The sequence below is a fragment of the Actinomyces sp. S6-Spd3 genome, from assembly GCF_000758755.1.
Lineage (GTDB): Bacteria > Actinomycetota > Actinomycetes > Actinomycetales > Actinomycetaceae > Pauljensenia.
In genome coordinates this window covers 1-24,956 of record NZ_JRMV01000272.1, presented here as the reverse complement: position 1 = coordinate 24,956, position 24,956 = coordinate 1, and the positions used below count along the sequence as shown (strand labels likewise).

Sequence of the window (24,956 nt, the reverse complement as noted above, 5' to 3'; positions counted from 1 at the left end):
TTCCCGGGGTTCTCAACGATGGCCTCGGAAATGGCGATCTTACATACACAGGAAAACTCACCACACCATTCACCACACAGATTGAAAGGCATGACAATGCGACAAGGACGCGCACTGGCACGTCACGCGGGATTCAGCGCATGCGCGCTGGCAACGACCGCTCTCTTCGTGCTCACCGGATGCGGAGTGTCCTCCACATCCTCCTCAAAGACCGTCGACGGTGCAGCAATTGCCGGCGTGAGCGATGAGGACCTGAAGGGGACCACCATCACCATGGCTCGATTCTTCGGCGATTGCCAGGAAAAGACCGAGGGAGTCACCGACCTGTCCAAGGCCAATAGCGAATGCACCGCTATCTCGATCCTCACGAACAAGTTCAACGCTGAGAACAAGTGGGGCATCAAGGTCGAGCGTATGGGCGGCGCCTCGTGGCACAGCTACTACGACTCACTCAACGCTGCTCTGGCCTCGTCGGATCGCCCCGACGTGGCGATCATGCACGGCTCCAACCTGCCCGACTACGCGGCCAAGGGCCTGCTCATGGAGGTGCCCGATGGAGTCGGCATCGACCTGTCCGGCTCGACGAAGCCCGCTTTGGACGCTGTGACCTACAAGGACAAGAAGTGGGGCGTTCCCTTCGACACCCACGCCATCATCAGCCACCTGAACATGGACATCCTGTCCCAGGCCGGATTGGTCGGTGAGGACGGCACCTACAAGCTTCCGACTTCGCCCGACGAACTCCTTCAGCACGCAAAGGCCGTGAAGGAAAAGACCGGAAAGAACTACATCGATATCGCCCTGTCAAAGGACCCGATGGGCGAGCGCTTGTGGATGACCCTGGTCCAGCAGCAGGGCTCTGACATCATTTCCGCGGACGGTACCAAGGCAAACATGAACTCGGCCGAGGCGAAGACCTCCCTGGAGTTCATCAACACCCTGGTCAAGGACGGCTACACGACCGTCAACCACGACTACGACGCTTCCGTGCAGGCCTTCCTGCGTGGCGAGTCGGCCGTCATGTACAACGGCGTGTGGTCGGTCAACCAGTTCACCGCTGAAGCTCCCTTCAAGTACGAGACCAGCGATGCGCTCATGCTCTTCAAGGACAAGGCAACCTGGGCAAACTCCCACGTGTGGACCGTTCCCGTCTCGGCCAAGCCCGATGCTAAGAAGTACCGTGCAGCCTTCGAGTTCACCAAGTTCCTCAATGAGCACACCGGCGACTGGGCAATCGCGACGGGTCACATGCCTGCAACCCAGAAGGCTCTGGACTCCAGCGAGTACCTCAATGCTCCGCACCGCTCGCAGTACCTGAAGACCGCGACGACCTACGCTCGTATGGCTCCGCGCGTCGAGGCCTGGCCGAAGATCGCCGATCAGATTCAGGAACAGATCGAGGCCACCTGGCTCAACGGCGCAGGTGTGGAAGAAACCTTGAACTCCTTGCAGGAAGCGGCAAGCTCATCTCTGAAGTAGCGAGAGGTAGCTGCTGCTCGTAGTAGGGCAGAGTAGCCGGGGGTGAAGGCGTGGGCTTTCGCCCCCGGCGCACGTTTGCGCTGCCCGCTCGAGCTGCCGTGTCTGTCCGCTCTCGCCCCCGTGTGCGCTGCCCGCTGCCGTTTTGTGCCGTTAGCTCCTGGTGCATGCTCCCGTGTGCTGCCCGCTCTCGCCCCTCTCCACACGAAGTCGTGAAATGACACAGCTTATGGCCTGTGACTTTTGCTGACTTCGTGTGTCATTTGCGGGGGAGGGGGATGCGCGAGGCGTCGCGCCGAGCGATCAAGCGAAGAGCCTCTCCAAGTCGGGTGTCCACGGCTGATGGGGAAGCGCGCGCAGCCTCTCAACATCCATTGATTCAAGAAGCTGCGAGGCCGAGTAAACCCCTTCAACTCCCATCGAACGAGCTAGAACCTCAATGATCTGGGCAATCGTCACACCACGTTCTGCAAGTTCCTCGATGGTTACCGCACCATCACGCTTGGCTAGGCGCGCCCCCGTTTGCGCTAAAACCAAGGGGACGTGTGCGTAGGTGACCTCCGGATAGCCGAGCAATCGTGCAAGGACAGCTTGGCCGGGGGACTGAGACAAGAGATCATCTCCGCGAACGACCTGATCGACGCCCTGGAAGGCATCATCGACAACGACCGCCAAGTTATAGGCAGGGGCGCCGTCAGAGCGCTGAATGACGAAATGGTCAACGGGCCCCGTGTAATCGCCGAAATACTCATCATGGACAGTCCACTCGGCGACGGGGGCTTTCAAACGCAACGCGGGACGGCGTCCCTCGGCGGCAAACTCTTCACGCTTTCGACTGCTTTCGGCCTCGCTCAGGTGCAGGCAGGTCCCGGGGTAGTGTCCCGGTGGAACGTGAGGGGCAGACGAGGCCTCGCGAATGTCCTTACGCGAGCAGAAGCACTCGAAAGCGTAACCCTCGTGGAAGAGGCGGGCGACTGCCTCGTCATGGACGTGTGCGCGCGAGGACTGGATGAGGACCTCGCCATCCCAATCGATTCCCAGCGCGCTCAGCTCGTCGATTTGCCGCTGCGTGGAACCGGAGCGCACGCGATCGATGTCCTCGATTCGCAGGACGAACTTCCTTCCGGTCGTGCGCGCCCACATCCACGCCAGCAGCGCCGTGCGGAGGTTCCCCAGGTGCAGGTCGCCGCTGGGGGAGGGAGCGAAGCGTCCCACGCCACTTGCATGCAGCGCAGTATCTCCCATTGCCGAGGCCGCGGGAGCGCAGGCGGAAAAAGGGGAGTTTTCCGCACCATTGCTGGGGTGAGAAGAAAAAGGTGCCGCAGTTGCCATACCCCCAGACTAACCTTGAAGACGTGGAAGAACGAAGAGATCGCGGATGCGGCGCGGCAGGGGAAAGCTCTTCAGCGTGCGGGACGAACGCGTCAGACTGCGTGGGGACAGATGCGTCACACCGCGGCGGAACAGGCGCCCCGAGCAGTGACGCGACCCATACGCATATGGCGTGGGTGTCGAGTATTCCCTCGTGGTTGTGTGTTGCTTTCGGAGCCTTCCTTGGCACAGCGATTCGTGCGGGATTGGATCTTGCAGCTACGGGTAGTGGGAAACTTACGGTTTTTTCTTGGTCCACGGTAGCCGTAAATCTTTGTGGAGCCTTCTTTCTCGGTTTTGTCACTGCCTGGGCTCAGAGCTATTTCCGTGAGGATGCGGTACGCAGAAAAGTCATGCTTGTCGCAGGAAGTGGGTTCGCCGGCGCTTTGACCACATATGCCACCATGGTCATGGCCAGTATCCATAATGCAGTCCAAGCAATGACAGCAGTCCCCGCTGATGGGGGCGAGCTCTCTGGAGCTGTTTCATCTCCGTTTAGTGCTGCGGCGCTGTCCTCCTTACCTCTGCTTATCGAGGGAATGCTTGCAAGCCTTGTATTGCTTGCAGTTGGTATTGGGATTGCTGCTTTGGGGTACTCGCTGGGAATACGTGCGGGCGGATCATCTCAATTAGGTGACAATCAGAAAGCATCTGAAATGCCTGAGGTTCTACGCACTGCAAGTGCCTCTTCGCCCACGTCAAATGAGGACTCTTGCCCTCGGGGGGCAAAGAAATGACCCCACTGCTCTTTCTTCTCGTGTGTGTTTTCGGCTCCCTGGGTGCGCTCTCTCGCTGGCAGCTGGATCTTTATCTCAAAAAGTGTCGTGCAAAGCGAACACCCCAGTGGGGGATCGGCCTTGTCAATATGCTGGGCTGTTTATGCGCGGGGCTGGTTGCTGGTTCGCTTGCTCCGGTTTCGCCACTGTACTTCCTGGTATCAACGGGGTTTTTAGGCGGATTTACAACCTTTTCGACCGCTGTGCTTGATGCGGTAACCCTCATTCGTGAGCGGCGATACCGCAGTGTTGCAGGCCTTGTTCTAGGGGTCTGGCTGGGCGCAAGCGTGTTGGCCGTTACCGGTTTCCTCATTGCTGTCAGTTTCGCTATGTGAGGTTGTGTAACAAAAAATTTGGACACTCCGGCAGGGACTCATAGTCTAAGACTGCATGGAAGGAGGACCCAGTGATTGATCTGATCGACGTCTCGAAGATCTATCCCGTGAAGGGAAGTGATGATGTCGTTGCCCTTGATCACGTGAATCTGCACGTTAAAGCAGGCAGTATTCACGGAATCGTCGGCCAGTCAGGTGCTGGTAAGTCAACACTCATTCGCTGTCTGACCGCTCTGGAAAAACCGACCTCTGGGTCGATCATCGTTGACGACATTGATCTGTCGCAGCTCCGCGGACGCGAATTGCGCCAAGCACGACGCAAGATTGGCATGGTCTTCCAAGCAGCGAACCTTTTCGATGCCAAGACTGCGGGAGAAAACATTGAATTCCCGCTGAAGGTCGCGGCGAAGAAAGAATTCACCCGTGAGGAACGCAAAGAACGCGTTCGTGAACTTCTTGCCCTAGTCGGCCTTGAACATCGAGGCGGAGCCTACCCTTCCGAACTTTCTGGCGGTCAGCGCCAGCGCGTGGGTATTGCACGCGCGCTCTCAGACACCCCCCAAGTTTTGCTCTGTGACGAGCCGACCTCAGCACTTGACCCCGAATCAACCCGTGCGATCCTGTCATTGCTGCGCCAGGTTCGTGACGAAACCGGCGTCACCATCGTCATCATCACTCACGAGATGTCAGTCGTTCGCGAGATCTGTGACTCCGTGACGCTCCTGAAAAATGGCGGAATTGTCCAGAGTGGAACAATCGAAGAAGTCCTAGCCGACCCGGGTTCACCTCTGGCAAAGGAATTGGTTCCCGCGCCCAGCGTCGACGAACTCGATGTCACTGACTTCAACCGCGAGCTGACCGACCGTGAAATCGCTGCACAGGGCGACTCGGCGGAAGACGATACCCCAGCCCAGGCCTCGGAAGACGGAAATATTCTTCTGGACGTCATCTTCACCTCGCATCCGGGTGTTCCAACCGGTTCAAATATGCTCAACCTTGCCGCGAAGGTCGGCGCGGACGTGACCGCAGGAACTTTTGAATCAATGGGGTCCGTCCAGGTTGGACGCTTGGCTCTGGCGATTCCCGCCGCCCAGCGGTCCTCGATTATTGACCAACTTCGCGCCCAGGGCGCACATGTGGAGGTGCGTTCGCTGTGAAGCTTTCGGCTCTGTCAACAGTCCTTACGTTGCTTCCACTGGGCAAAGGCGACCCGACGTGGGGCGATAACCCCGCACTCACCCAGCAGTTCCTCCCGGCAATCGGGGAGACCCTGCTCATGGTCGTCTTCGGCACGCTCTTTACCGTCCTCGTTGGTCTTCCTCTCGGGCTGCTTCTTGTTCAGACATCGAAGACAGGCCTGACTCCTAACAAGATGATCAACCAAATCGTTGGTTTGATCGTCAACGTTGGCCGCTCTTTCCCCTTCCTGATCCTCATCATCGTGCTGCTTCCGGTGACCAGACTTGTCATGCGCAGTGCGATTACCTGGCAGGGGGCAACCTTCCCCTTGGTTATTGGTGCGATTCCTTTCTTTGCTCGCTTGGTGGAAACCAACTTGCTTTCCGTCGAAAACGGCAAGGTCGAGGCCGCGCTTATGGCGGGGGCTTCCAATCGTCGGATCCGGTGGAGCATTCTGGTTCGCGAGGCCTTGCCCGGCATTATCCAGTCAGTGACGGTTTTGGCGATCACCTTGGTGGGTTACTCGGCAATGGCGGGCGTCGTTGGTGCCGGTGGCCTCGGAAAGATGGCGATCGACTACGGGTACCACCGCTTCCAGACAGACACAATGATCTGCTCGGTCGTTGCGATCATCATCATTGTTCAGTTAATTCAAATGATTGGCGACATGCTCAGCCGGCTGGTGGATCACCGCTGAGCATCCACCAGCCGGGTCGCGAACTCTGCTTGGTAATTAGGTAATAATTCGCGGGATTATCCCGGGCCACTCAGGTCCCCCCGCTTGTAGGAAACAGACAATCTAAGGAATTACTCTCATGCGTCACTCTCGTTCACTTCGTACTCTTGCCGGTCTTGGCGTTGCAGCAGCACTGGTTCTCTCGGCCTGCTCCAGCGGCTCCGCGGGCTCTTCATCATCTTCGAACGGTGCAACCACCATCACCGTTGCAGCCAGCCCCTCGCCTCACGCAAAGATCCTCAAGTACATCCAGGACAACCTGGCAAAGGACGCGGGAATCAACATCAACATCAAGGAATTCACCGACTACGATCTGCCCAACCGTGCGCTGGATCAGGGTGAAGTTGATGCAACCTACCACCAGACTGTTCCCTACTTGGAGAAGGCGGAGCAGCAGTTCAACTACGATTTCACTCCCGGTAAGGGTATTCACCTCGAGCCCCTGGCTATCTACTCCTCCAAGCACAAGTCGCTGGATGAGCTTCCCGAAAAGGGCGGAATCATTGGCGTGATCTCCGATGTCACCAACCAGGAACGCGCCCTGCGCCTCTTGGCTGCGAACGGCTTTGTTGAGATCCCCGCCAGCGGTGATGTCAACGTGTACACAGTCAAGAAGCTGAAGAACTTCGATTTCAAGGAAATCGACGGTCCTGTTCTGGTGAGCAACCTTGGTGAGACCGACTACTCGGTCATCAACGGTAACTTCGCACAGGAAGGCGGCCTTGCTCCTTCTCGCGATGGTCTGGCCGTTGAGTCCCCCGAGAACAACCCCTCGGTGAACGTTCTCGTGTGGAAGACCAGTGTTTCGGGCGATAAGGCCGAGGCCGTGAAGAAGCTCGATGAGCTCCTGCACTCCGACCAGGTGAAGAAGTACATCGAAGACACGTGGAAGGATGGCTCGGTGATTCCGGCCTTCTGATCAGGGGGTCTCGCGATTAACTGATCGCTACTTTGATGTGTGGGGGCGCGGCTTGGCCGCGCCCCCACACATGTCTCACACACGCATAAAGGTGCCGCGCCCTTTTGGACGCGGCACCTTGAGCGTTTAAAACCAGTCGTTAGACTCAGTCGACAATGCCGTAGAGGCGGTCGCCGGCGTCGCCCAGACCCGGGACGATGTAGGACTTTTCGTTGAGGCGCTCGTCAACGGATGCGACGACAACGGTGACATCGGCGCGGTCTCCGACGAACTCTTCGAGGACCTTCAGGCCTTCGGGAGCGGCCAGCAGGCAGACGCAGGTGACGTCCTTGGCTCCACGGTCGAAGAGGTACTTGGTTGCTGCGACCATCGTGTGGCCGGTGGCCAGCATCGGGTCAAGAACGAAGCACTGGCGACCCGAGAGATCTTCGGGAAGACGGTTCGCGTAGGTCTCGACCTCGAGAGTCTTTTCATCGCGCTTCATTCCCAAGAAGCCAACCTCGGCGGTGGGAAGGAGACGAGTCATGCCTTCGAGCATGCCCAGTCCGGCGCGAAGAACGGGGACAACGATGGGGCGAGGCTCGCTGATGCGCTTGCCAACGGTGGGCGCAACGGGAGTATTGATTGCGATCTCAGTGGTTGACACGTGACGCGTGGCCTCGTAGGCAAGAAGCGTAACCAATTCGTCAACCAACTGGCGGAAAGTCGCCGAGTGAGTGTCGCGGTCACGCAGGACGGTGAGCTTGTGGGCAATGAGCGGGTGATCTGCAATATGAAGGCGCATAGTTCAAGAGTAACCCGCGAAGGGCCCTTTACGCGATAGGCTTTGAGGGTGACAACAATGGATCAGTACAAAGAAGCGATGGCCCGCGCGCTCTTCTTGGCGAATAAAGCCCGAGAAATGGGGGATGTCCCCGTGGGCGCAGTCGTTATTGACTCTCTGGGACGCATTATCGGCCGGGGTTGGAATTGCCGCGAAGCCCTGCATGATCCCTGTGGCCACGCCGAAATAATGGCCCTCCGCGAAGCCGGAGAGCGATTGAATCGATGGAACCTCATTGGGTGCACCTTGGTCGTCACCCTTGAGCCGTGCACGATGTGTGCAGGAGCCGCCGTCTCTTCACGAGTCGATCGCGTTGTTTTCGGTGCATGGGACCCGAAAGCCGGTGCCGCGGGCTCACTGCGCGACGTTTTGCGCGATTCTCGCCTCAACCATCAGGTCGAGGTCGTTCCCGGCGTTCTCGCCAAGGAAGCGACCGTTCAGCTGCGTGCCTTCTTTGAAACCCGTCGCGACCGTCCCGATAACCCCTTCGTTGGAGTTCCCCCGCGCGCTCACCGCGCCGAGGAGATCGAAACTCTGAGCGGTTGGGCCCCGGCAACGGCGACCCCGTCAGCCACAGTGTCTGCACAAGAACCCGCCGCCGCGCTGGAGTCCGCCGTAGTCGCCTCGCAACCGCCCGTCCTTGCCCCGGAACCTGCCGCAGCGACTCGTCAGGAGCCTCGCGTCTCCGATTCTCCTGACGAGGCCATTGCCGCCATCCGCGCACGCCTGACGAGGCCGGAAGTGCAGGAAGCTCCTGCACCTGCCCCCGTTCTTCCCCGTAAACCCGCCGCTTTCGTTCCGGGAACTGCTGGGGTAGTGGTGCGTACTCGTGCGTCGAGGCACGGGAAGCCGCCTCAGGAGTAATCAAGCTCTGCGAGGGATCCGAGAGGACGATCCGGATTAAACAAACGATAAGGGTGTGGCCCGCGCGTGGAACGCGCGGGCCACACCCTTCGTCACAAACGAGAGCGCAAACTGGGCTTATGAGCGGGAGGCGTCGCCTGATCCCATTGCCTTCCACAGGCCACCAACAACGGCCGCTCCGGCAGCGGCCTTGACGATACCGCCGATGATGAAGGGGGTAAATCCCGCGTTCAGAGCCTCAGTCAAAGACATGCTCACTCCGCCGATTCGCAGAACCGCCCACATGTAGGGGATTCCAACAATGAAGGGAATCAGGGTCGCTCCGCCGAAGGCAGCAAGAGAGAGCCAGAAGTGGCGATCCCATGCTCGCTCAGAGAGCTTTCCGATCAGCCATGCTGCGGGAATGAAGCCCAAAATGTAGCCAAAAGAAGGCTTAGCAAGGGCAGCAAGACCGCCGCTCGCAGCGGAAAACCAGGGCATTCCTGCCAAGCCAAGAAGCATGTAGGACAGCAGGGACAAAGCACCCCTGCGCGCACCCAAAATTGCTCCGACAATAAGGACCCCAAGGGTTTGGCCGGTGATCGGAACTGGCCACATCGGAACCGAAACCTGCGCGAGTACGCCCACGAGGGAGGCTCCTGCAAGAACCATCAGTGCATCTTTCGCAAAAGAATCGACACCGAGGCGATCGGCCAAAACGGAGGAACGTCCCACAGATGCGGGCGAAGTTAGTTGTGTACTCATGAGAATTCCTTTGCTTCGCGCAGATCAGTCTGGTTCACGCTGACCCACGCAATCGCGTAGTTACCGTCGTGTGAGAGAGAAAGAAGCCAAGAAAGCGATGCCTTGAGTTCTTCTTGCGTCTTATCTAGTTCGGAGGCGATCCGGCCGTGGAAACGGAATGCGGGGCGTCCCCAGCGGTCGCATACCACCTCGATTTGAGCCCAATCGATGTCGGTGGACTTCAGTGGGTCCTCTCTGCCGTAGTAGAGCGAGGACCACGCCTTGATGAAGGCTTCCTTCGCAGCCCAACGTGCGGCAAGGGAGTGCAGGGCGCGTGTGGGCAGTTCAGGCACGGAAGACTCAGACAGAAGATGACTTACAGACTCCTGAAACGGCCCTGAAGGAGAGCGCCCGGCAGGCGAGGCCCCCTGCTCGGGAGCAAAACGCAGTGCCGCGTTCCACTCCCGAGCAGTGAACACTCGATGAAACACCGAGCCTTCCTGGCGAAGCTGCTCCCCGAAGGAAGCAACGTCGACCAGGTCAACTCCGATTGCCGCGGATGTCACGCTGGGCTCAGTTCTCTGCCCCCGCGTAGGTGCCATCTGCACCCAAGCGAGCGGAAGGATCCAGAAGCAGGGCAACCTCGGCCTCGTGCGTGCGATCGGCGGGCAGGCGACGTCCCTCAATGGGAACGAAGAGCTGCGCGCGGCCAATCATGGCCTCGTCCAGGTGACGACGTCCCTCTTCGAGGCGTACTTGCGCGCGCTCGCGCCACTGGGCCAGCGCAGCCTCGCCGCGTTCGGCCAGTAAAGCGGCCTCGAAGGCACCGGGGTGTGCCAGGACAACTATTGCCGCAATGTGACCGAATCCCAGTGAGGTCAGCACGCCCGCGCGAACCGGGGATGCGGAGACATCCAGGGGCTTGCGCAGCCACAGGAGCGGCATCCACTGCGCCATGTCGGGATCCAAGCAATCCAGAGAGCGGTTTGCGGGGATTTCCTGACGGCGGAAGATATCGATGAGGCCCGCTGCCTGGAAGAGCGCAGCGCCACCCTTCGCGTGACCGGTCAGGGTCTTCTGGGAGACAACGTAGAGCGGGTTGCCCTCGCTTCGTCCCAGGGCCGCCGACAGGCGCGAGTGGAGCTCGGCCTCGTTCGGGTCATTCGCGCGAGTCGAGGTGTCGTGCTTGGAGACAACCGCGATATCGTCCGCGCTCAGTCCGAGGTCGGCAAGCGCGTGAGCGAGAGCAGAATCGCGGCCACCGCGTGCTGCCGCCAGAGCGCCGAGGCCGGGAGCGGGGATCGAGGTGTGTGCGCCGTCCGCGAAGGAACGCGCGTAGGCGACAACCGCCTGGACCGGCAGGCCCAGATCCGCGGCAATATCACCGCGGGTCACCAGCAGGGTGCCACCACCAGCGGCCTCGAGGAAGCCCGCACGACGACGATCTCCAGCGCGAGAGAAGTGACGCGGGGTAATTCCGCGGGCCTCAAGAGCGGCGGACTCAGCGGTCGCGTTCATGTTGCCGAAACCGGTCAGCGATTCGACGGAAATATCGTCGATACCGCCTGCGACCACGAAGTCGGACTTGCCCAGGCGAATCTTGTCGACAGCCTCCTCGATGGAAACCGCTGCGGTCGCGCAAGCGCCCACCGAGTGGATCATCTGACCGTAGCCGCCAATGAAGGACTGCATGGTGTGTGCGGCCACGACATTGGGCAGGGCCTCCTGAAGGATGTCCTGCGGACGATCCTCACCCAGGAAGCGCGAGAGGAAGACATGGCGCAAGGACTCCATGCCGCCAATACCCGTGCCCTGCGTCGAGGACACATCCGCGGGGTGGACGGCCCGCAGGAGCTCAGCGGGGGAGAAGCCCGAGGAGATGAAGGCGTCCACTGCGGTGACGAGGTTCCATACGGCGATGCGGTCCAGGGCCTCGACCATGGAAGCGGGGATACCCCACTGAGCCGGATCGAAGTCTTGCGGGATCTGGCCACCAACCGTGCGGGTCAGGGTTGCTCGCGCGGGAACTTGGACTGGGGAACCGGCGGACTTGGTGACGTGCCAGGTGCCGTTTTCTTCCCAGATCGTCGTGTGCGAGGGATCGGCCAAGACGTAATCTTCGGCTTCAGCCTTCGTGTCCACGGTGAAGGTCTGCTCGGAGGTCAAGAAGACCGTCCTCACGTCATTCGAACCGCAATCAACCATGTTTGAATCGTCGTTGAAGCGACGGATACCCGATCGGGCCACGACCTCATCGCGGAAACGATCGTAGATCTCGGCCTCGTCAACCTGCGTACCCGAGGCGTCATACCAACCGGGCTGCGGGCTTTCGGACCAGGTGATGAGCTTCATCATCCAGGCCATTTCCAGCACGCCGGCTGCGGTCAGATCGAAGTCTTCGCCGAACTCAGCCTCTTGGCGGGTACGACCCGAACCCCAGGTACCGATCTCGCCGGTGCCGACGATGACAATCTGATCGCGCAGGCTCGCTCGCGGAGTATCCCACGCGAGCGGAGCAGCCAGAGCCGGAGCATGCGGGTTGGGCAGTGCGCGAACGCTTGCTGGGGCCTGTTCTGCGGCTTCCTGTGCCGAGGCCGCGGCCTGCTCGCGTGCTTGGCGTGCCAGTGCCGGCAGGTCGAGTCCAGCATCGGCGAGGCCGCCCGTGAGATCGGCGTGGACCGGGGCGGAAAGCGCCTGCTCACGGACCTCGCGAGTCAGGAGCTGAGCGAGTTCTCCGGCAATTTCTTCGGTCGTGTAGACGTGAACACCGGCTGCCTGAGCGGCGGGAACGAGGACATCGTTGCCGCCCATGAGCGAGGTGCCCTGGACCCAACCGATGAGCGGGTGAGCGATGGTTGTGCGCGTCGGCCAACCGGACTCATGCTCCCACTTGGTTGCGATCGCATCGAAAGCGGCCTTCGCCTCGCCGTAGGCACCGTCACCGCCGAAGATTCCGCGGTTCGGGGAACCCGGGAGCAGGACGTGCGTGCGGTGATCGGGAGCGGTGTCCGCGCCGAGGCCGGCGAGGAGGTGGATTGCGCGCTCGACGCTCCACAAAAGCAGGCGCTCTTGAGCGAGTGCCCCCTGAGGATCCGAACCAAGGGTTCCAGAAACGCGAGGCGCTGCGAAGGGAACGAAAAGATCGGGCAGAAGCGCGGGCTTAACGACCTCGGTCGTTGCACCGTGCGTTTCGGTCTGTTCGCTACCCACCCACGAGATCAGCGCATCGACATCGCGGAAGGAGGCCATATTCGCGGGAACAACCCACAGGGCCGCATCCATATTGGCGTGGGTGCGGTACAGCTCCTTGGCGAAGGCCAGACGAGCATCGTTGACGCGAGAAGAGGTCATGATGACGGTCGCGCCTCCGGCGAGCAACTCGCCCACGACCGCGGCAGCGATCGAGTGGGGAGCCGCGCCGGTGACAACGGCGACATCTCCAGTGAAACGGCCTTCGGCTGCCTCAAGGGCGGCCTCGGAAACCTTCGTGAAGTAGGCCTTCAAGTCCGCATCCGCCGTGTGAACGGCATACCAGGAAGCCAATGCACTCAAGGACTGGCCGCCTCCGCGCAAGCGTTCGGCAGGGACCTCGGCGGGCTCAAGAGAACCAGCGAAGATGCGTGCAAGATCTTCGCGTGCGGTTGCCCAGCGGTCATCCAAGAGAACCGCGCGACGCTCGTCGAAAGCGGGGCGAACGGAGGCTTCCCAATTTGCGCCCAGCTCGGCCTCGACAGCGGCGATCAAGGAGGAAGAATCCTCGATCTCGGTGGCGACAGGAGCATCGGCCAGGCCAAGGGCCTTGAGGATATCGCGTGCCTGGGTAGCCAGGATTCCCTGCTCACCGAGGATTCGCGATTCCAGATCGCGTAGGGCCGCCGAATCAACGACCTCGCCACCGGCCGAACCACCCGCACTCGGGCGGCTGAGGGTTAGTCCCTCGCGGGCTGCAATCAGTGCCAGAGCCTGGTCAATGAGCGCCGAGGCATCCTTTGCGGAGGAAACCGAACCCGGCAGAGTCGAGAGGCTACCACCACGAATCGAGTCGCCATCGCGTGTACCGAGAAGGATTTCTGCGTTCACGCGTGCAGCCCACTGCTCGGACAGGCCCCAGTTGTCCTTGACGTAACCGGTCGTGAAGCTTGCGGGAAGGCCTGCGGATCCGAAGATCTTCCTCAGCTTGGAGTTGATCGCTTCAGACAGGACCGGTCCGAAAGCTGCGTATGAGGGCACCAGCGAATCGATCGTCGAGAAGAGATCGCCCATTGACGCCTCTGCGGCACCGTCAATCGTGGACACGGAGAGCTCAGCGGCCATGTCCATGAGGAGCTGGTTACGCTTCGAGGAGACGCCATTGGTCAGCGTTTCAACCGTGTCCGTGGCTTCGATCTGCTCGGGGAGGAGCTTGTTCGAGAAGGCCAAGAGGATACGGATCGCGTCCGAAGCGGAAAGCGGCAGCTCCGGCATGGTTCCGCTTGCTGCGGCAGCCGGTGCGGGCGCTGCGGGGGCCTCGGTCGCCACCTCGACGGCGGGCACCTCCACTGCCGAGGCCGGGGCTGCACTTTCGGCGGGTGCGGCCTCGTCGGCGGAAGCGGGGGAGTCTGCCTGCGCGCGCTCGGGGGCGGCAACCGCATCCTCGTTGCGAGCGCGGGCGCTATCGCGTTCAACGTTTAAGACATCGACTTGAACCTGTGCGAAAGCGGGCAGGGACAAAGTCTTCGATGCCATATTCGCCAGGGTCGGAGACGACGCAAGACCGATTTCAACGAGGCGTTCAACACCCAATCCCTTGGGGGGAGCGCTGAAGAGCAGGTCCTGAGTCTCGATCCAGCGAACCGGGGAAGCGAATTGCCAAGAGAGAAGCTCGATGAGCAGGGTACGGGCGGTCGATTGAGGATTGGCCTCGGCCTCGTCCCAATTATCGACGAGCTTCTGGGTCGCCTCGGAAGGAACAACCTCGAGGATCGACTGTGCGAAGTCCCGGCTCAGCTCGAAGGGACGTGCAACCAGGTTGGGGATGTAGCGTCCCTGGAGGACATCAAGGTTGATGCTCTCGGGAAGCAAAGAATCGAGCTTGTCGCGGAAGGCCGGTACGCCTGCGCGCAGTCGCGAAGAGTGGAAGGGAACGTCAATTCCCGGAATCATGATGAGGGCTCGGCGGCCGCCGTGTGCGCGAGCGCGCTCAGCGGTATCTGCTTCCAAAGCCTTCAATCCGGCAATGCTTCCGGCAACGGAGTACTGGGATCCGGCCAGGTTGTAGTTGACGATCTCCAAGAACTCGCCGGACTTTTCGGCGATCGAGGCCACGTAGTCGCGGACCTCGGCGTCACCCATTCCGAACTGGTTCGGACGCAGAGCTCCCATTGCGTAGTTCGAGCGTCCCTGCGCATCGCGTTCGACCAAGTGGTGCATGGCCGATCCGCGCTGGAAGACGATCTCAAGGACTTGCTCGAGGGGGAAGATCTGCGCGTAGGCCGACAGTGCGGTGTATTCACCCAACGAGTGGCCAGCGTAGAAGGCGTGTTCTTCAAAGGCCCCGTCGGCGCGCAGTTCCTCGGTTTGCGCGTAGGCGAGAGTCGCCAGAGCAACCTGAGTGAATTGCGTGAGGTTGAGGACGCCCTTGGGATGGCGGAAGATCTCGGAACCAACGCGAAGCTCGGTCGGGTTCGTGCGGACAATCGATTCAATCGAGAAGCCCAGTGCCTTGCGAGTATGCGCATCGGCTTGCGCCCACACGCTGCGAGCAGTCGCAGACATGTGCTCCAAGCCCATCATCTGGCGCTGAATGCCCTGGCCGGGGTAGACGTAGGCGGTGCGCGGTGCGCGAGTACGTGCGCGGGCAATCGAGACGACCTCATCGCCAATGCGGCAGGTTGCTTCAAGGACGAGCTCGCCGCCGATGCGGCCGACGCGCTCAATCGTGATATCCACGATGTCGTTGAGCTGGACCATGCCGAACATGCGGTACGACCACGCCGAGATCTCTGCCTCGGGCATCTCAACCGAACGAATGACACCCAGGGTGTCGGGGCTATCGACCGGCTGAGTGGAGTGCGCACACAGCGTGTGCTGAACGGTTGCCGAGAGCCACATTCCGTGGACCAGCGGTGCACTCAGACCAGACAGACGCGCGGCCGCATAGGAGGTGTGGATCGGGTTGAAATCGCCAGAAACAATGGCGAAAGCCGTCATATTCTCCGGTGCCTGGACACGCACGTGACGCAGGAAAGAACGCGGAGTATCAACGAAGGAATCAGCGACCTCGGGAGCGGGGGCCGGCGGCTGGGTCGAGGCGATGCGGCCTCGGATCGCGAAGCGCTCAACCATACGCGCAAAGACTTCGCCCTCATAGGAGAGTTCCAGCTCGACGCGCACGACTCGACCCGCCGAAGACTCGGCGAGCTCGGCGCAGCGTCCCTCGACCTCGACGCGAGAACCGAAGGGAGGCAGTTCGCGGTCCAAGAAGATCGAGTGATCCAAGTGCACGGCGTTGACCAGGCCCTCGATGACGGGAACTCCCTGGTACATTGCCGAACCTAGCGCTGCGTAAATTGCAGGCCAGCAGGGGCCAACCAGCGCATCGGGAACTCCCGAGGCCAGCTGGGTCGACAGCGCGCCACCGGTCACCGCGCCGTGAGCAAAGCCCAGGTTTTCGGTGAAGGTGAAGGAATCGCGAACCGTACCAAATCCATCGCCCGGGATAACTGCGGGCATCTTCTCAATGTGGTCGCCATTGACGGTCGTTGTGCCAACGCCCGCAGCACCCGCAAGCAGGTCATAAGCGGTCACGGACAGGCGCGACATGTCAACAACCGGGTAGGCGCCGGTCATGCACGCGCTGGACAGAAGAACCGGGATATCAATGTATTCCACCGAGTGGTGGGAGCTATTGGGGGTCTGGTCCCACATCGAATCGCAGTGGATGCGGATCGAGTAGCCAGCCTCGTCGTGGAGAATTTCAGTTGCGTCCACCGAGGTGTATGCGGGGTTGTCGACCAGGTTGCCCGCCCACTGGATGTGGGAGATTTCCCGCAGGAACGAGGCCGCGTCCTCCAGGTCGTGGAAACGTGACCACACGTGGGGAACCTGTGCGGGAGAGGTGGCAAGAGCATCGACAACTGCCTGCTCGAAACGTGCAAACATCTCGCCGATGGGCTCGTTCACGCGATCAATACCAGCGACCGAACGCGGGCCGGGAATGATGCGGACAGCATCGGCATCAAAACGGGCATCCTGAGACTGCCAGAGCGTATCCGTTCCCCACCAGCGAGCCAGATCGCCATCAAGAACCGGAACGAAAGGCATCGGCTTGTGGTGCTTGCGGCACAGGACCGGGAACCATGCGACATCGGCGGGGACAACTCGAGTCGTCTCAGCCTGGGGGTATGCCTCAAGAAGGCGAGACAGAGCTGCCTGGCCGTCCTCAAGATCCTCGCGGCTCTCGAAGAGAGTCGGAATATCGCCGTGGTCGGCGGGGCTGAGGCGAGACTCGATGCGGTGGAAGAGATCCAGAGCGCGATCCGTCCACGTCCAATCCGCCCAGGGGTAGGACAAGTCGATGACGCGGCGTGCCCACTCGGCGTAGGTCATTTCGGACAATTCGCCGAAGTAGGGCTTGGCCGTCTTGTTCATGGCCTCAATGAGCTCATCGCGGCGTGCATTGATCGCCTCAAGATCGGAGCCAACCTCGTGAATGAGTCGCGATGCACGTGCGGAGGAGTTCTCGATCTCGTGCATGTCGGCGCCCAGGTGCGACAGGCCCGAGGTCATTCCACCGCGAACCTTTCCGCTACCGACCCAACCATCTTCGCCGACACCGGGGGTGTCCTTGAGGAGCTGCTTGACCTGCGGGGAAGTTTCCGCTTCCAAAGTCGCCATCGAGGCCGTGCCCACGAGCACCGCATCGACGGGCATCGCCGGGGATCCCAGGTCCACGGACCACTGGCCGGTGATGTAACGAGCTGCATCGGCAGCCGAACCGATACCGCCGCCGACAGCCAGAACAACGTTGGGAGTGCGACGAATATGCCCGTAGGTCGCCAAGAGCAGATCGTCCAGGTTTTCCCACGAGTGGTGTCCGCCTGAGTGGCCGTCTTCAACCTGAATAATCAGCGTGTGCTCGGGGTTTGCGCGGGCAATGCGCAGGACCTGCTCGATTTGCTCCACGGTTCCGGGCTTCAAGCACAGGTACTCAAAACCATCGGCGCGCAGTTGGGCGATCAACTCGCGGGCCTCGTCCAATTCGGGAATGCCCGCAGCGATGGTCACGGCGTCGATGGGAGCACCGGCGCGGCGAGCCTTGGGGACAATCCGGTTGACGCCGAATTGGAGGTTCCACATGAAGCGGTCAAAGAACATCGTGTTGAAACCAGCGCTGCGACCGGGTTCGAGAAGCTTCTGAAGCTCCAAGCGGTGCTCGGTGAAGACCTCTTCGGAGTACTGTCCGCCACCGGCCATTTCCGCCCAGTGTCCGGCGTTAGCTGCCGCTGCGACGATCCGAGGACCAACGGTCGTCGGGGTCATACCGGGAAGAACAATGGGAGAGCGACCCGTCAGGCGCGTGAAGGCGGTTGAGACGACGTGGCGGCCGTCGGGAAGGGCAACAACCTTGGGAGCAAAACGCGACCAGTCGGCTTCCGGCTCATAGTGCGAACCGGTCTCATCGAGCTCGGTGCGACGAGCGTTCGTCGATGCGTCGACGATCTGAGCACCAGTTCCATCTAGGAGATCCTGGGTCAGGCGCGTGAGCATATTCGAGGGGCCAAGATCGATGAAGACCTTGACGCCTTCGGAGACGGCAGAGGCAACGGCTGCCGACCAGTCATCGCGCTCAACAAGGATTGCGCGCGCGACGCGCTCGGCCTCGGCGTCGTCGATGCTGTGGCCAGCCTCGGCCAAGGTCCGCGTCCACGCAGCAACCTGTGCGACGGCCTCTTCAAGCATTTCGGAGTGGAAGGGAGCTGCAACGGGGAGGAATTCGAAAATTGCCTCGAGGGGAGTTCCGCCCTTGAGGTGCTCTTCCAATGCGCGGTTTTCGGCGGCAACGCGAGACTCGAGCGTGTGACGGAAAGCCTGAAGGTCGTCGGGGCGACCCGAAAGGACGACGGAGCGCGGGCCGTTGACGACGGCAAGGGAGAGCGCTTGGGCGTCCAGGGCCTCGGAAACCATCGAGCAGGGGAGCCCGCGCACAGACAGCATCGGGGTGGCATCCCCAAGCTTCGTGGCGCCGAGGCGAACGCTCAGCGACTGCGCAGCAGTACCGATGAGGACGGCGAGGGCAAGCACGTGGGTGACGCGCTGGTTATCGCGGGCAATCCATGCGCGCGCGACCTCGGCGCCCAAGATGCCCTGGGAGTGGCCCAAGAGCACGGGAGAGCTTGTGTGAATGTCGAGCTGGGTTGCGTCCAGGTCAGCAAGAGAACCGAGCTGCGCGAAGGTAATCCCGGGAACTGACACCGAAGGCGAGGCATCGGAGGGAAGATCGGAGGTATCGCCGTTCATCAAGCCGTTGAGGCGCTCCAAAGAACCGGGGGCGCTGGTGAGCAGATCCGCAGCGACAGGAGCGAGAAGTTCACGCACCTGCGCGTAGTAGGTGCGCAGCATTTGCGCGTGAGGCGGGAAGGACAAAGAAGATGTCAGAGCAGGGCGCCACGCGGACCCCTGTCCCGCAAAAGTCAATGCGTAGGGAGTGGGGATTTCGGTAAAAAATGCAGTCATGATTGATCTACTTTCCTCATCACATAGGGGCGTTGTCGTGGACACGAGGGGTGGTGACCGTACGGTCTTTCAAGTGGAGAACTGCCAGTGAACGGCAGATATATTCGCGGGTCATGGAGGGCTCGATAAGGGCATCGAGCTCGCCATTTTTCAGTGAGAGATTCGGGTTCATCGCTTGGCGTTCGTACATTTCCTGGTAGTGCGCGCGCTGCTCAGCAACGTTGCGTCCTTCCTTGCCTGCGGCGGCCAGCTGGCGGCGGAAGACAATGTCCACCGCGCCTTCAGATCCCATCACGGCAATTTGGGATGCGGGCCACGAGAAGTTCATATCTGCGCCAAGCGACTTCGATCCCATGACGATGTAAGCGCCGCCAAAAGCCTTTCGGATGATGACGGTGATCATGGGAACCGTGGCCGTCGCGTAGGCGGTAATGAGCTTGGCGCCACGACGAATGATTCCCGCGCGTTCCTGTTCGGAACCGGGGCGATATCCGGGGACGTCGACCAAGGTGATGATCGGGATTCCGAAGGCATCAAGGAATTGGACGAAACGTGCGGCCTTCTCCGAGGCGTTCACGTCCAAGGTTCCTGCGTCCACGCTGGGCTGATTCGCGACGATACCCACGGGACGGCCCTCGAAGCAGGCAAAACCGACGATGATCGACGGAGAGAAGAGCGGCTGGACCTCAAGGAATTCACCGTGGTCCACCAGGGCCTCGATGACCTCGACCATGTCGTAGTCCTGCTTGGGGGATTCAGGAACCAAAGAGGCAACCTCGCGGGCGCGAGTCTCGGTCCCGTCATCTTCGAAGAGATAGCGCGGGGGCTTCTTATCGCAGTTTTGAGGCAGGTAGGACAAAAGAGTGCGCGCGTATTCGAGGGCTTCTTCCTCGTCCTCCGCCAGGAAGTGGGCAACACCCGAAACGGAATTGTGCAGGTCGCCGCCGCCCAGGTCCTCAGAGGAAATGTCCTCGCCGGTTGCCGCCTTCACAACGGAAGGGCCGGTGACGAACATGTACGAGGAGTTCTTCGTCATGATGATGAAGTCCGTCAGCGCGGGCCCGTAGACCGCGCCTCCCGCACAGGGGCCGAGGATCACCGAAATCTGCGGGACGACTCCCGAGGCCTCGGTGGTCTTGCGGAAGATTCGACCGTATTGCGCAAGTGCGGTCACGCCTTCTTGAATGCGCGCACCACCCGAGTCCAGCAGGGCAATGATCGGAATGCGCATCGAAATTGCGCGGTCCATGAGGAGGAGGATCTTATCTCCCTCGACCTTGCCCAGCGTGCCACCGCGGATTGAAAAGTCCTGAGCATAAACGGCAACCGGACGCCCATCGAGTGTGCCGATACCGGTGATCACCGCCGAGCCAAGCTCTCCGGCCTCGATATCCCCGCCTGCGTAGCGGTTGAGTTCATTGAAAGAACCTTCATCGAGGAGGAAATCCAGGCGCTCGCGTGCGGTCTTGCGGCCTCGCGCGTGCTGTGATTCGCGTGCTCGTTCTTCTGCTGCTTCTAGGATGGAGTGCGTGCGATCGTAGAAGTTACGACGACCGATGGCCTCGTGTTCTTCGGTTTCCTTGAGGCGATGAGTGCTTGACGGAGTCATGCTTCCTCCTTAATGCTCACCAGGACGTCTCCGGCTTTGACGGTGTCGCCGGCAGCCACGTGAATCTTTGCGATTGTTCCGTTGCAGCCTGCGGTGAGGGTCTTTTCCATCTTCATGGACTCGATAACGGCGACGAGTTCGCCTTCTTCAACCTCTTGGCCTTCTTCAACGGCAACGCGAATGACGGTTGCCTGGATGGGTGAGGTGACATTGGGGCCTTCGTCGACTGAGTTTGCGCGCTGGCGCAGTGCGCGTCGCAGTGGCTGACGAGGCCGTGGACGCCCCGCGCCCTCCGCACTTGTTGCGCTCAAAAGATCGCTGGGGAGCTTGAGGGCGACGCGCTTACCGTCGACTTCGATGACGAAGGAACGCATCACGGCGCATTCCTCGCGTCCTTCTTCCGAGGCCTCGGCGGGGCTTGTTCCCTGTGCGCGCACGCTCTCGGCGACCTCGGTGAGGATTCCCTCGCGCTCGAGCCACTGCGTGTAGACACCCAGGGCATCTCCTTCTTCGCTTCTAAACTGCGGGGTTGCGAGGATGTGCGAGAGCAGGGGAGCGGAGGTGGGAAGTCCTTCAACGCTGAGTTCATCGAGCGCCCGCTGGAGACGGATGATCGCCTGGATGCGGGTCGGTGCATGGACAGTGATCTTGGCAATGAGGGAGTCGAAATCCGTACCGATTTCTTCACCCGGACGGATGAAAGAATCGATGCGCACCCCCGGGCCTCCAGGCCACTGAATTGCCCCGAGACGTCCGGTTGCCGGCATAAGTTCATTAGCGGGGTCTTCGCTGGTGACGCGCACTTCGATAGCGTGGCCTCGCACAGGGGGAATAATGCTCAGGGGAAGACCGTGGGCGATGCGAAGCTGTTCGGCGACAAGGTCTAGTCCGGTGACTTCTTCAGAGACGGTGTGCTCGACTTGAAGACGGGGATTAACTTCCAGGAAGTAGGCGTGACCGTCTTCGACGAGGAACTCACAGGTTCCGACTCCCACGTAGCTCACGGCGTCGAAGAGCGCGCGAGAGAAGTGTTCGAGGCGAGAGTGGAGTTCCTCTGAAATGAAGGGAGCCGGTGCTTCCTCGACGACCTTCTGGTTGCGGCGCTGGACCGAGCAATCACGGGTCGAGACGACGGCGAAAGTGCCGAAGGAATCGCGTGCGCACTGTGTTTCGACGTGGCGACCGCGTGCGATGAACTTCTCCATGAAGCACAGAGACAGGGTGGTGGGATCTGCAAGATTCGTGTAGAACTCACGCAGTTCCGAGTCGGAATTAAAACGCGTGATTCCGCGTCCGCCGCCGCCATCGGCGCGCTTGATGAGAACCGGGTAGCCAATTTCGTTGGCCAGCGCAATGGCGTCCTCGGCCTCCGTTCCCTCAAGAGACTTTCCGGCGATGGTTGGGACATTGCAAGAATCCGCAAGGGCTCGCGCGCGGATCTTGTCGCCCAAGGCATCGATGGCCTCGGGAGAAGGACCAATCCAGATCAGTCCGGCTTCTTGCACGCGGGCAGCGAAGTCGGCGTTCTCAGAGAGGAATCCATATCCCGGGTGAATGGCGCGGGCACCGGACTTCTTTGCGACCTCGAGGATTGCTTCGGGGTTGAGATAGGTTTCTGCAGCGCTGCGTCCGCCCAGGGAATATGCGGATGTCGCGAGTTCACAGGCGAGGGTGTCACGGTCTGCTTCCGCGTAAACGGCAATCGATTCAAGACCGAGTTCACGCAGCGTGCGGATCACGCGAACAGCAATTTCACCTCGGTTCGCAACGAGAACGGGAGAAAGGGCATTCGTCATGATAGGTGTCCTTCCACGAGTGGAGTGGGAGAAAGTTCCCCGGTTGTGACAGTGAAAATTTCGCCTTCTCGTGATTGGCACACGAGGTGGGCATGATCATCGATGCTGAGAGGAGTTGCTGAAAGGACTGCTTTGCCGGGCAGGTGCACAGGACACTCGCGACCAAACACCGCGACGAGGGAGGCGTAAGACTCGCGCCAAGCGGCAAGGTCACCAGCCGAGATGCAATCCACAAGATTGCCTCGGAAAGCATCGATGAAATCTTCGCGAGAGGAAGAATCAAGAGAGCATTCAATAGTTGCGGCAAAGTCCTTGACCGCCTCTGGGAGGGCGCCGATATTCAGACCGACGCCCACAATCACGAGGTGGCCAGATGCAGCCAGATCAACGTGCTCGCACAAGATACCGGCGAGTTTGCGTCCTCCAAGAAGAAGGTCGTTGGGCCACTTCAATGAAAGTTCAGAATCGAGGCGGACGGCGGGGGTGGCCTTGATCGTGCGCAGGAGTGCTACCCCGGCAAGAGCCGTGAGCCATTCCATCTCAGCTTCGCTGACCTCGATGAGAAGAGAAAAAGTCAGTGCCTCCTCGGAGGAAAGCCATACCCGGCCGTCACGTCCGCGCCCGTGAATTTGTCGGTCAGCCCAAAGCGCGCATCCCGAGGCCGCCGCGCGACCCGAAAGGGGGGCGAAGGCCTCGTCAGTGGGTAGCTCGCCGCGTGCAGCACGGGCGAGAAGAGTGTTCGTTGAGTCAACCTCATCGCAGTGAAGGATGGGCGCAGTGGTGTCGATATGCATCATGCCCATCGTTCAAGCCGCTACATAGCTGAACAAATACAGGGGTGCATATTCTGCCCGGTCGCACAAACAGTAGTAGAGGAAGAGGGCGAGTTTGTGGCGGAATATCGCCACTCTTAGAGTTTTCTATAAAAAGCCTTAGTGGGTGATACCGATGTGTATCGCCGCGGCTTGTCCGGGGTGAAAAGTATGAGCCGGGCTACTCAGCTTCGCGCGAGCAGGCATAGAGGAGAACCAAAACAACCTCAAGAATCGATCGGGTTGCGGGGCTGGCTTGGGAAGCGGTGTGTGCCGCGGGCACCGGTGGATGATTCTCCCGAGGCGCGGGCGCTGGATATCCCGAATCGGTAGGCGTGCTGTGCTCGCTGCGGTAGGCGCGGATTGCTTCACGCCATCCCGCAAGACCGGCGGCACGCATGACGACGCCGATCACGCTTTGGGTGAGAGCGCCGATGGGGACGGTGAGTTCTCGACCTGCGGCGGTGAGAATCGTGTGGAGGACCGAGCCGAGTTGATCGGCGAACTCGCGGTTGAGGTCGAGGAGGCGCATTCCCCATTCCGCATCTCGGATGGAGCGCATGAGCATTTCGGAGTGGAGGATGTAGAGGCCCTGATCGATGTGGATCGCGTCCAGTGCTTCGAAAAGAAGATTCTCCATGAGGAGATGGCGGTCTCCATCATCATTTCGAGATGCTGGGGTTTGGGCGTTTTCCCACAGGAGTACGCGCTCGCGAAGACGCTGGATGAGGTCGGAGTATTCGGCTTCGGCAAGAATTCCCAGCAGTGAATCCTTTGAAGAGAAATTCGAGTAGAACGCACCGCGGGTAAAACCGGCTACCGAGCAGATGTGTTCAAGAGAGGTCGCTTCGATGCCTTCGTTGATGATGATCTGACGGGTTGCGGCCAAGAGGCGGTCCTGGGTTTCGACTCTATTCCCCATAAAATATCGACCCCTTATATGCCTGAAACCGGTGCGAACGTCAGCGTTCAGTAGGCGGCGCGGCCTGCGCTTTGTTCGTTATGAGCTGAGGTCTCCATTGTCTCACGCAACAGGGGTGCGGTGTAGGGTGAAGACATGATTGGCACACTACTTACTGCCTTGGGCAACCTCATTATCTTTGTCGTCGTTGCCGTCTTGGTGATCGTCGGCGTTTTCCTTTTCTTGCTGCGCCGGGCCCTCACCCGTGGAGGTGCTCAGGGGAGTGGGCGCGCAGGATATGGTGCGCCTCGTCCCGGGGTTCGTGTCGTTGACAGTACGGTTGTTGACGAGGCCGGAGCTAGCGCTGGAGCTTCCTCAACTCCGCGCGCCGCGGATATTCCCGATTCTGCGGAAGTTCAGATCATCGAAGTGACAACCCGCGAGGACTGATTTTTCGTCTTTTCCTGTGCTGGTAGATGCAGACCGCGCGTAGATAAAAGAACATATGGGTGGGGCCTCCACGCGATTTCGCGTGGAGGCCCCACCCTTTTCAGGAGTTAAGCGCCTGTCTTTCAGGCTTGCTCGCGACGCTTGCGAGCTACCAGGACACCGCCAGCTGTGGCCGCGCTCAGTGCTGCGCCGAGGACAATCTGCGTCGTTGCTCCCGTCGAGGCAAGCGAACGGTTAGGTTCCTTTGCCGAGGGCTTCACAGGCGGAATGCTCTCAGAGGGAGCCGGCGGAAGCGGAGGAGTCGTGCTCTGGGTGGTCGCCGGAGGAGTGGTGCTGGTCGTCGAGGTCGACGGCGCAGGCGTGGAGGTGGTAGCCGATGGGGTAGGTGTGGTTGTCACGGCCGGAGTGGGCGACGTGGTTGCCGTGGTGGTGGGGGTGGAGGGAGTTGTTGTCGTGACGACGGGGGTCGGGG

At 60.6% G+C, this 24,956-nt stretch carries 18 protein-coding genes; 8 read left to right on the top strand and 10 right to left on the bottom strand.

From position 1 onward, the window contains the following. Window positions 1-90 precede the first annotated feature (90 nt). On the top strand, window positions 91-1,479 hold the full coding sequence (locus HMPREF1627_RS02235) for an extracellular solute-binding protein (protein ID WP_234305209.1): 1,389 nt from the start codon (window positions 91-93) through the stop codon (window positions 1,477-1,479). Window positions 1,480-1,779: 300 nt separating this feature from the next. Here the strand turns inward: HMPREF1627_RS02235 and gluQRS are convergent, their stop codons facing one another. Further along, on the bottom strand, window positions 1,780-2,721 hold the full coding sequence (gene gluQRS, locus HMPREF1627_RS02230; RefSeq protein ID WP_034501127.1) for a tRNA glutamyl-Q(34) synthetase GluQRS: 942 nt from the start codon (window positions 2,719-2,721) through the stop codon (window positions 1,780-1,782). 110 nt (window positions 2,722-2,831) lie between these two features. On the opposite strand from gluQRS, the gene HMPREF1627_RS02225 reads away from it, so the two are divergent. The 5 genes from HMPREF1627_RS02225 (at window position 2,832) to HMPREF1627_RS02205 (ending at window position 6,792) form a co-directional block, all read left to right on the top strand. Beyond that, a complete protein-coding gene (locus tag HMPREF1627_RS02225) occupies window positions 2,832-3,584 on the top strand; it encodes a fluoride efflux transporter FluC (protein WP_234305208.1) in 753 nt (250 codons plus the stop codon). Next, window positions 3,581-3,958: a fluoride efflux transporter FluC gene (locus tag HMPREF1627_RS02220; protein WP_034500801.1), complete on the top strand. Its 378-nt coding sequence runs from the start codon at window positions 3,581-3,583 to the stop codon at window positions 3,956-3,958. The genes HMPREF1627_RS02225 and HMPREF1627_RS02220 overlap by 4 nt, the downstream gene beginning before the upstream one ends. A gap of 71 nt (window positions 3,959-4,029) precedes the next feature. Then, the gene (locus HMPREF1627_RS02215; protein ID WP_034500798.1) at window positions 4,030-5,115 is read left to right on the top strand and encodes a methionine ABC transporter ATP-binding protein; all 1,086 of its coding nucleotides are present in this window, start codon (window positions 4,030-4,032) and stop codon (window positions 5,113-5,115) included. Beyond that, window positions 5,112-5,834 (top strand): methionine ABC transporter permease, encoded by a 723-nt coding sequence (locus tag HMPREF1627_RS02210; protein ID WP_034500795.1) that lies wholly within the window; start codon window positions 5,112-5,114, stop codon window positions 5,832-5,834. The genes HMPREF1627_RS02215 and HMPREF1627_RS02210 overlap by 4 nt, the downstream gene beginning before the upstream one ends. Window positions 5,835-5,952: 118 nt before the next feature. After that, on the top strand, window positions 5,953-6,792 hold the full coding sequence (locus HMPREF1627_RS02205; protein ID WP_034500794.1) for a MetQ/NlpA family ABC transporter substrate-binding protein: 840 nt from the start codon (window positions 5,953-5,955) through the stop codon (window positions 6,790-6,792). 145 nt (window positions 6,793-6,937) lie between these two features. Here the strand turns inward: HMPREF1627_RS02205 and upp are convergent, their stop codons facing one another. Beyond that, window positions 6,938-7,576, bottom strand: coding sequence for a uracil phosphoribosyltransferase (upp, locus tag HMPREF1627_RS02200; RefSeq protein WP_034500793.1), 639 nt, complete (start codon window positions 7,574-7,576; stop codon window positions 6,938-6,940). Between the two features lie 57 nt (window positions 7,577-7,633). On the opposite strand from upp, the gene tadA reads away from it, so the two are divergent. Continuing rightward, a complete protein-coding gene (tadA, locus tag HMPREF1627_RS02195; RefSeq protein ID WP_034500791.1) occupies window positions 7,634-8,479 on the top strand; it encodes a tRNA adenosine(34) deaminase TadA in 846 nt (281 codons plus the stop codon). A 117-nt stretch (window positions 8,480-8,596) separates the two neighbouring features. Here the strand turns inward: tadA and HMPREF1627_RS02190 are convergent, their stop codons facing one another. From HMPREF1627_RS02190 to HMPREF1627_RS02160, 7 genes are all read right to left on the bottom strand, one after another. Next, window positions 8,597-9,223: a biotin transporter BioY gene (locus HMPREF1627_RS02190; RefSeq protein ID WP_034500789.1), complete on the bottom strand. Its 627-nt coding sequence runs from the start codon at window positions 9,221-9,223 to the stop codon at window positions 8,597-8,599. Continuing rightward, a complete protein-coding gene (locus HMPREF1627_RS02185; protein WP_034500787.1) occupies window positions 9,220-9,768 on the bottom strand; it encodes a 4'-phosphopantetheinyl transferase superfamily protein in 549 nt (182 codons plus the stop codon). The genes HMPREF1627_RS02190 and HMPREF1627_RS02185 overlap by 4 nt, the downstream gene beginning before the upstream one ends. 7 nt (window positions 9,769-9,775) lie before the next feature. After that, complete coding sequence (locus HMPREF1627_RS02180; protein WP_034500786.1) at window positions 9,776-18,916, bottom strand: type I polyketide synthase; 9,141 nt, start codon at window positions 18,914-18,916, stop codon at window positions 9,776-9,778. Between the two features lie 19 nt (window positions 18,917-18,935). Continuing rightward, window positions 18,936-20,525 carry an acyl-CoA carboxylase subunit beta gene (locus tag HMPREF1627_RS02175; protein WP_034500785.1) on the bottom strand — a complete coding sequence of 530 codons (1,590 nt, stop codon included), beginning with the start codon at window positions 20,523-20,525 and terminating at the stop codon, window positions 18,936-18,938. Then, window positions 20,522-22,321, bottom strand: coding sequence for a biotin carboxylase N-terminal domain-containing protein (locus tag HMPREF1627_RS02170; protein ID WP_034500783.1), 1,800 nt, complete (start codon window positions 22,319-22,321; stop codon window positions 20,522-20,524). The genes HMPREF1627_RS02175 and HMPREF1627_RS02170 overlap by 4 nt, the downstream gene beginning before the upstream one ends. Beyond that, window positions 22,318-23,118 (bottom strand): biotin--[acetyl-CoA-carboxylase] ligase, encoded by an 801-nt coding sequence (locus HMPREF1627_RS02165; RefSeq protein ID WP_234305207.1) that lies wholly within the window; start codon window positions 23,116-23,118, stop codon window positions 22,318-22,320. The genes HMPREF1627_RS02170 and HMPREF1627_RS02165 overlap by 4 nt, the downstream gene beginning before the upstream one ends. Before the next feature lie 196 nt (window positions 23,119-23,314). Then, entirely contained in the window at window positions 23,315-24,055 is a 741-nt protein-coding gene (locus HMPREF1627_RS02160; RefSeq protein WP_034500778.1) for a TetR/AcrR family transcriptional regulator, read from the bottom strand. Window positions 24,056-24,190: 135 nt separating this feature from the next. On the opposite strand from HMPREF1627_RS02160, the gene HMPREF1627_RS02155 reads away from it, so the two are divergent. After that, window positions 24,191-24,484 (top strand): hypothetical protein, encoded by a 294-nt coding sequence (locus HMPREF1627_RS02155; RefSeq protein WP_034500776.1) that lies wholly within the window; start codon window positions 24,191-24,193, stop codon window positions 24,482-24,484. A gap of 122 nt (window positions 24,485-24,606) precedes the next feature. On the opposite strand, the gene HMPREF1627_RS10385 is transcribed toward HMPREF1627_RS02155, so the two are convergent. Further along, window positions 24,607-24,956: LPXTG cell wall anchor domain-containing protein (locus HMPREF1627_RS10385; RefSeq protein WP_158705809.1), on the bottom strand; the 350-nt coding region annotated here is incomplete at its 5' end.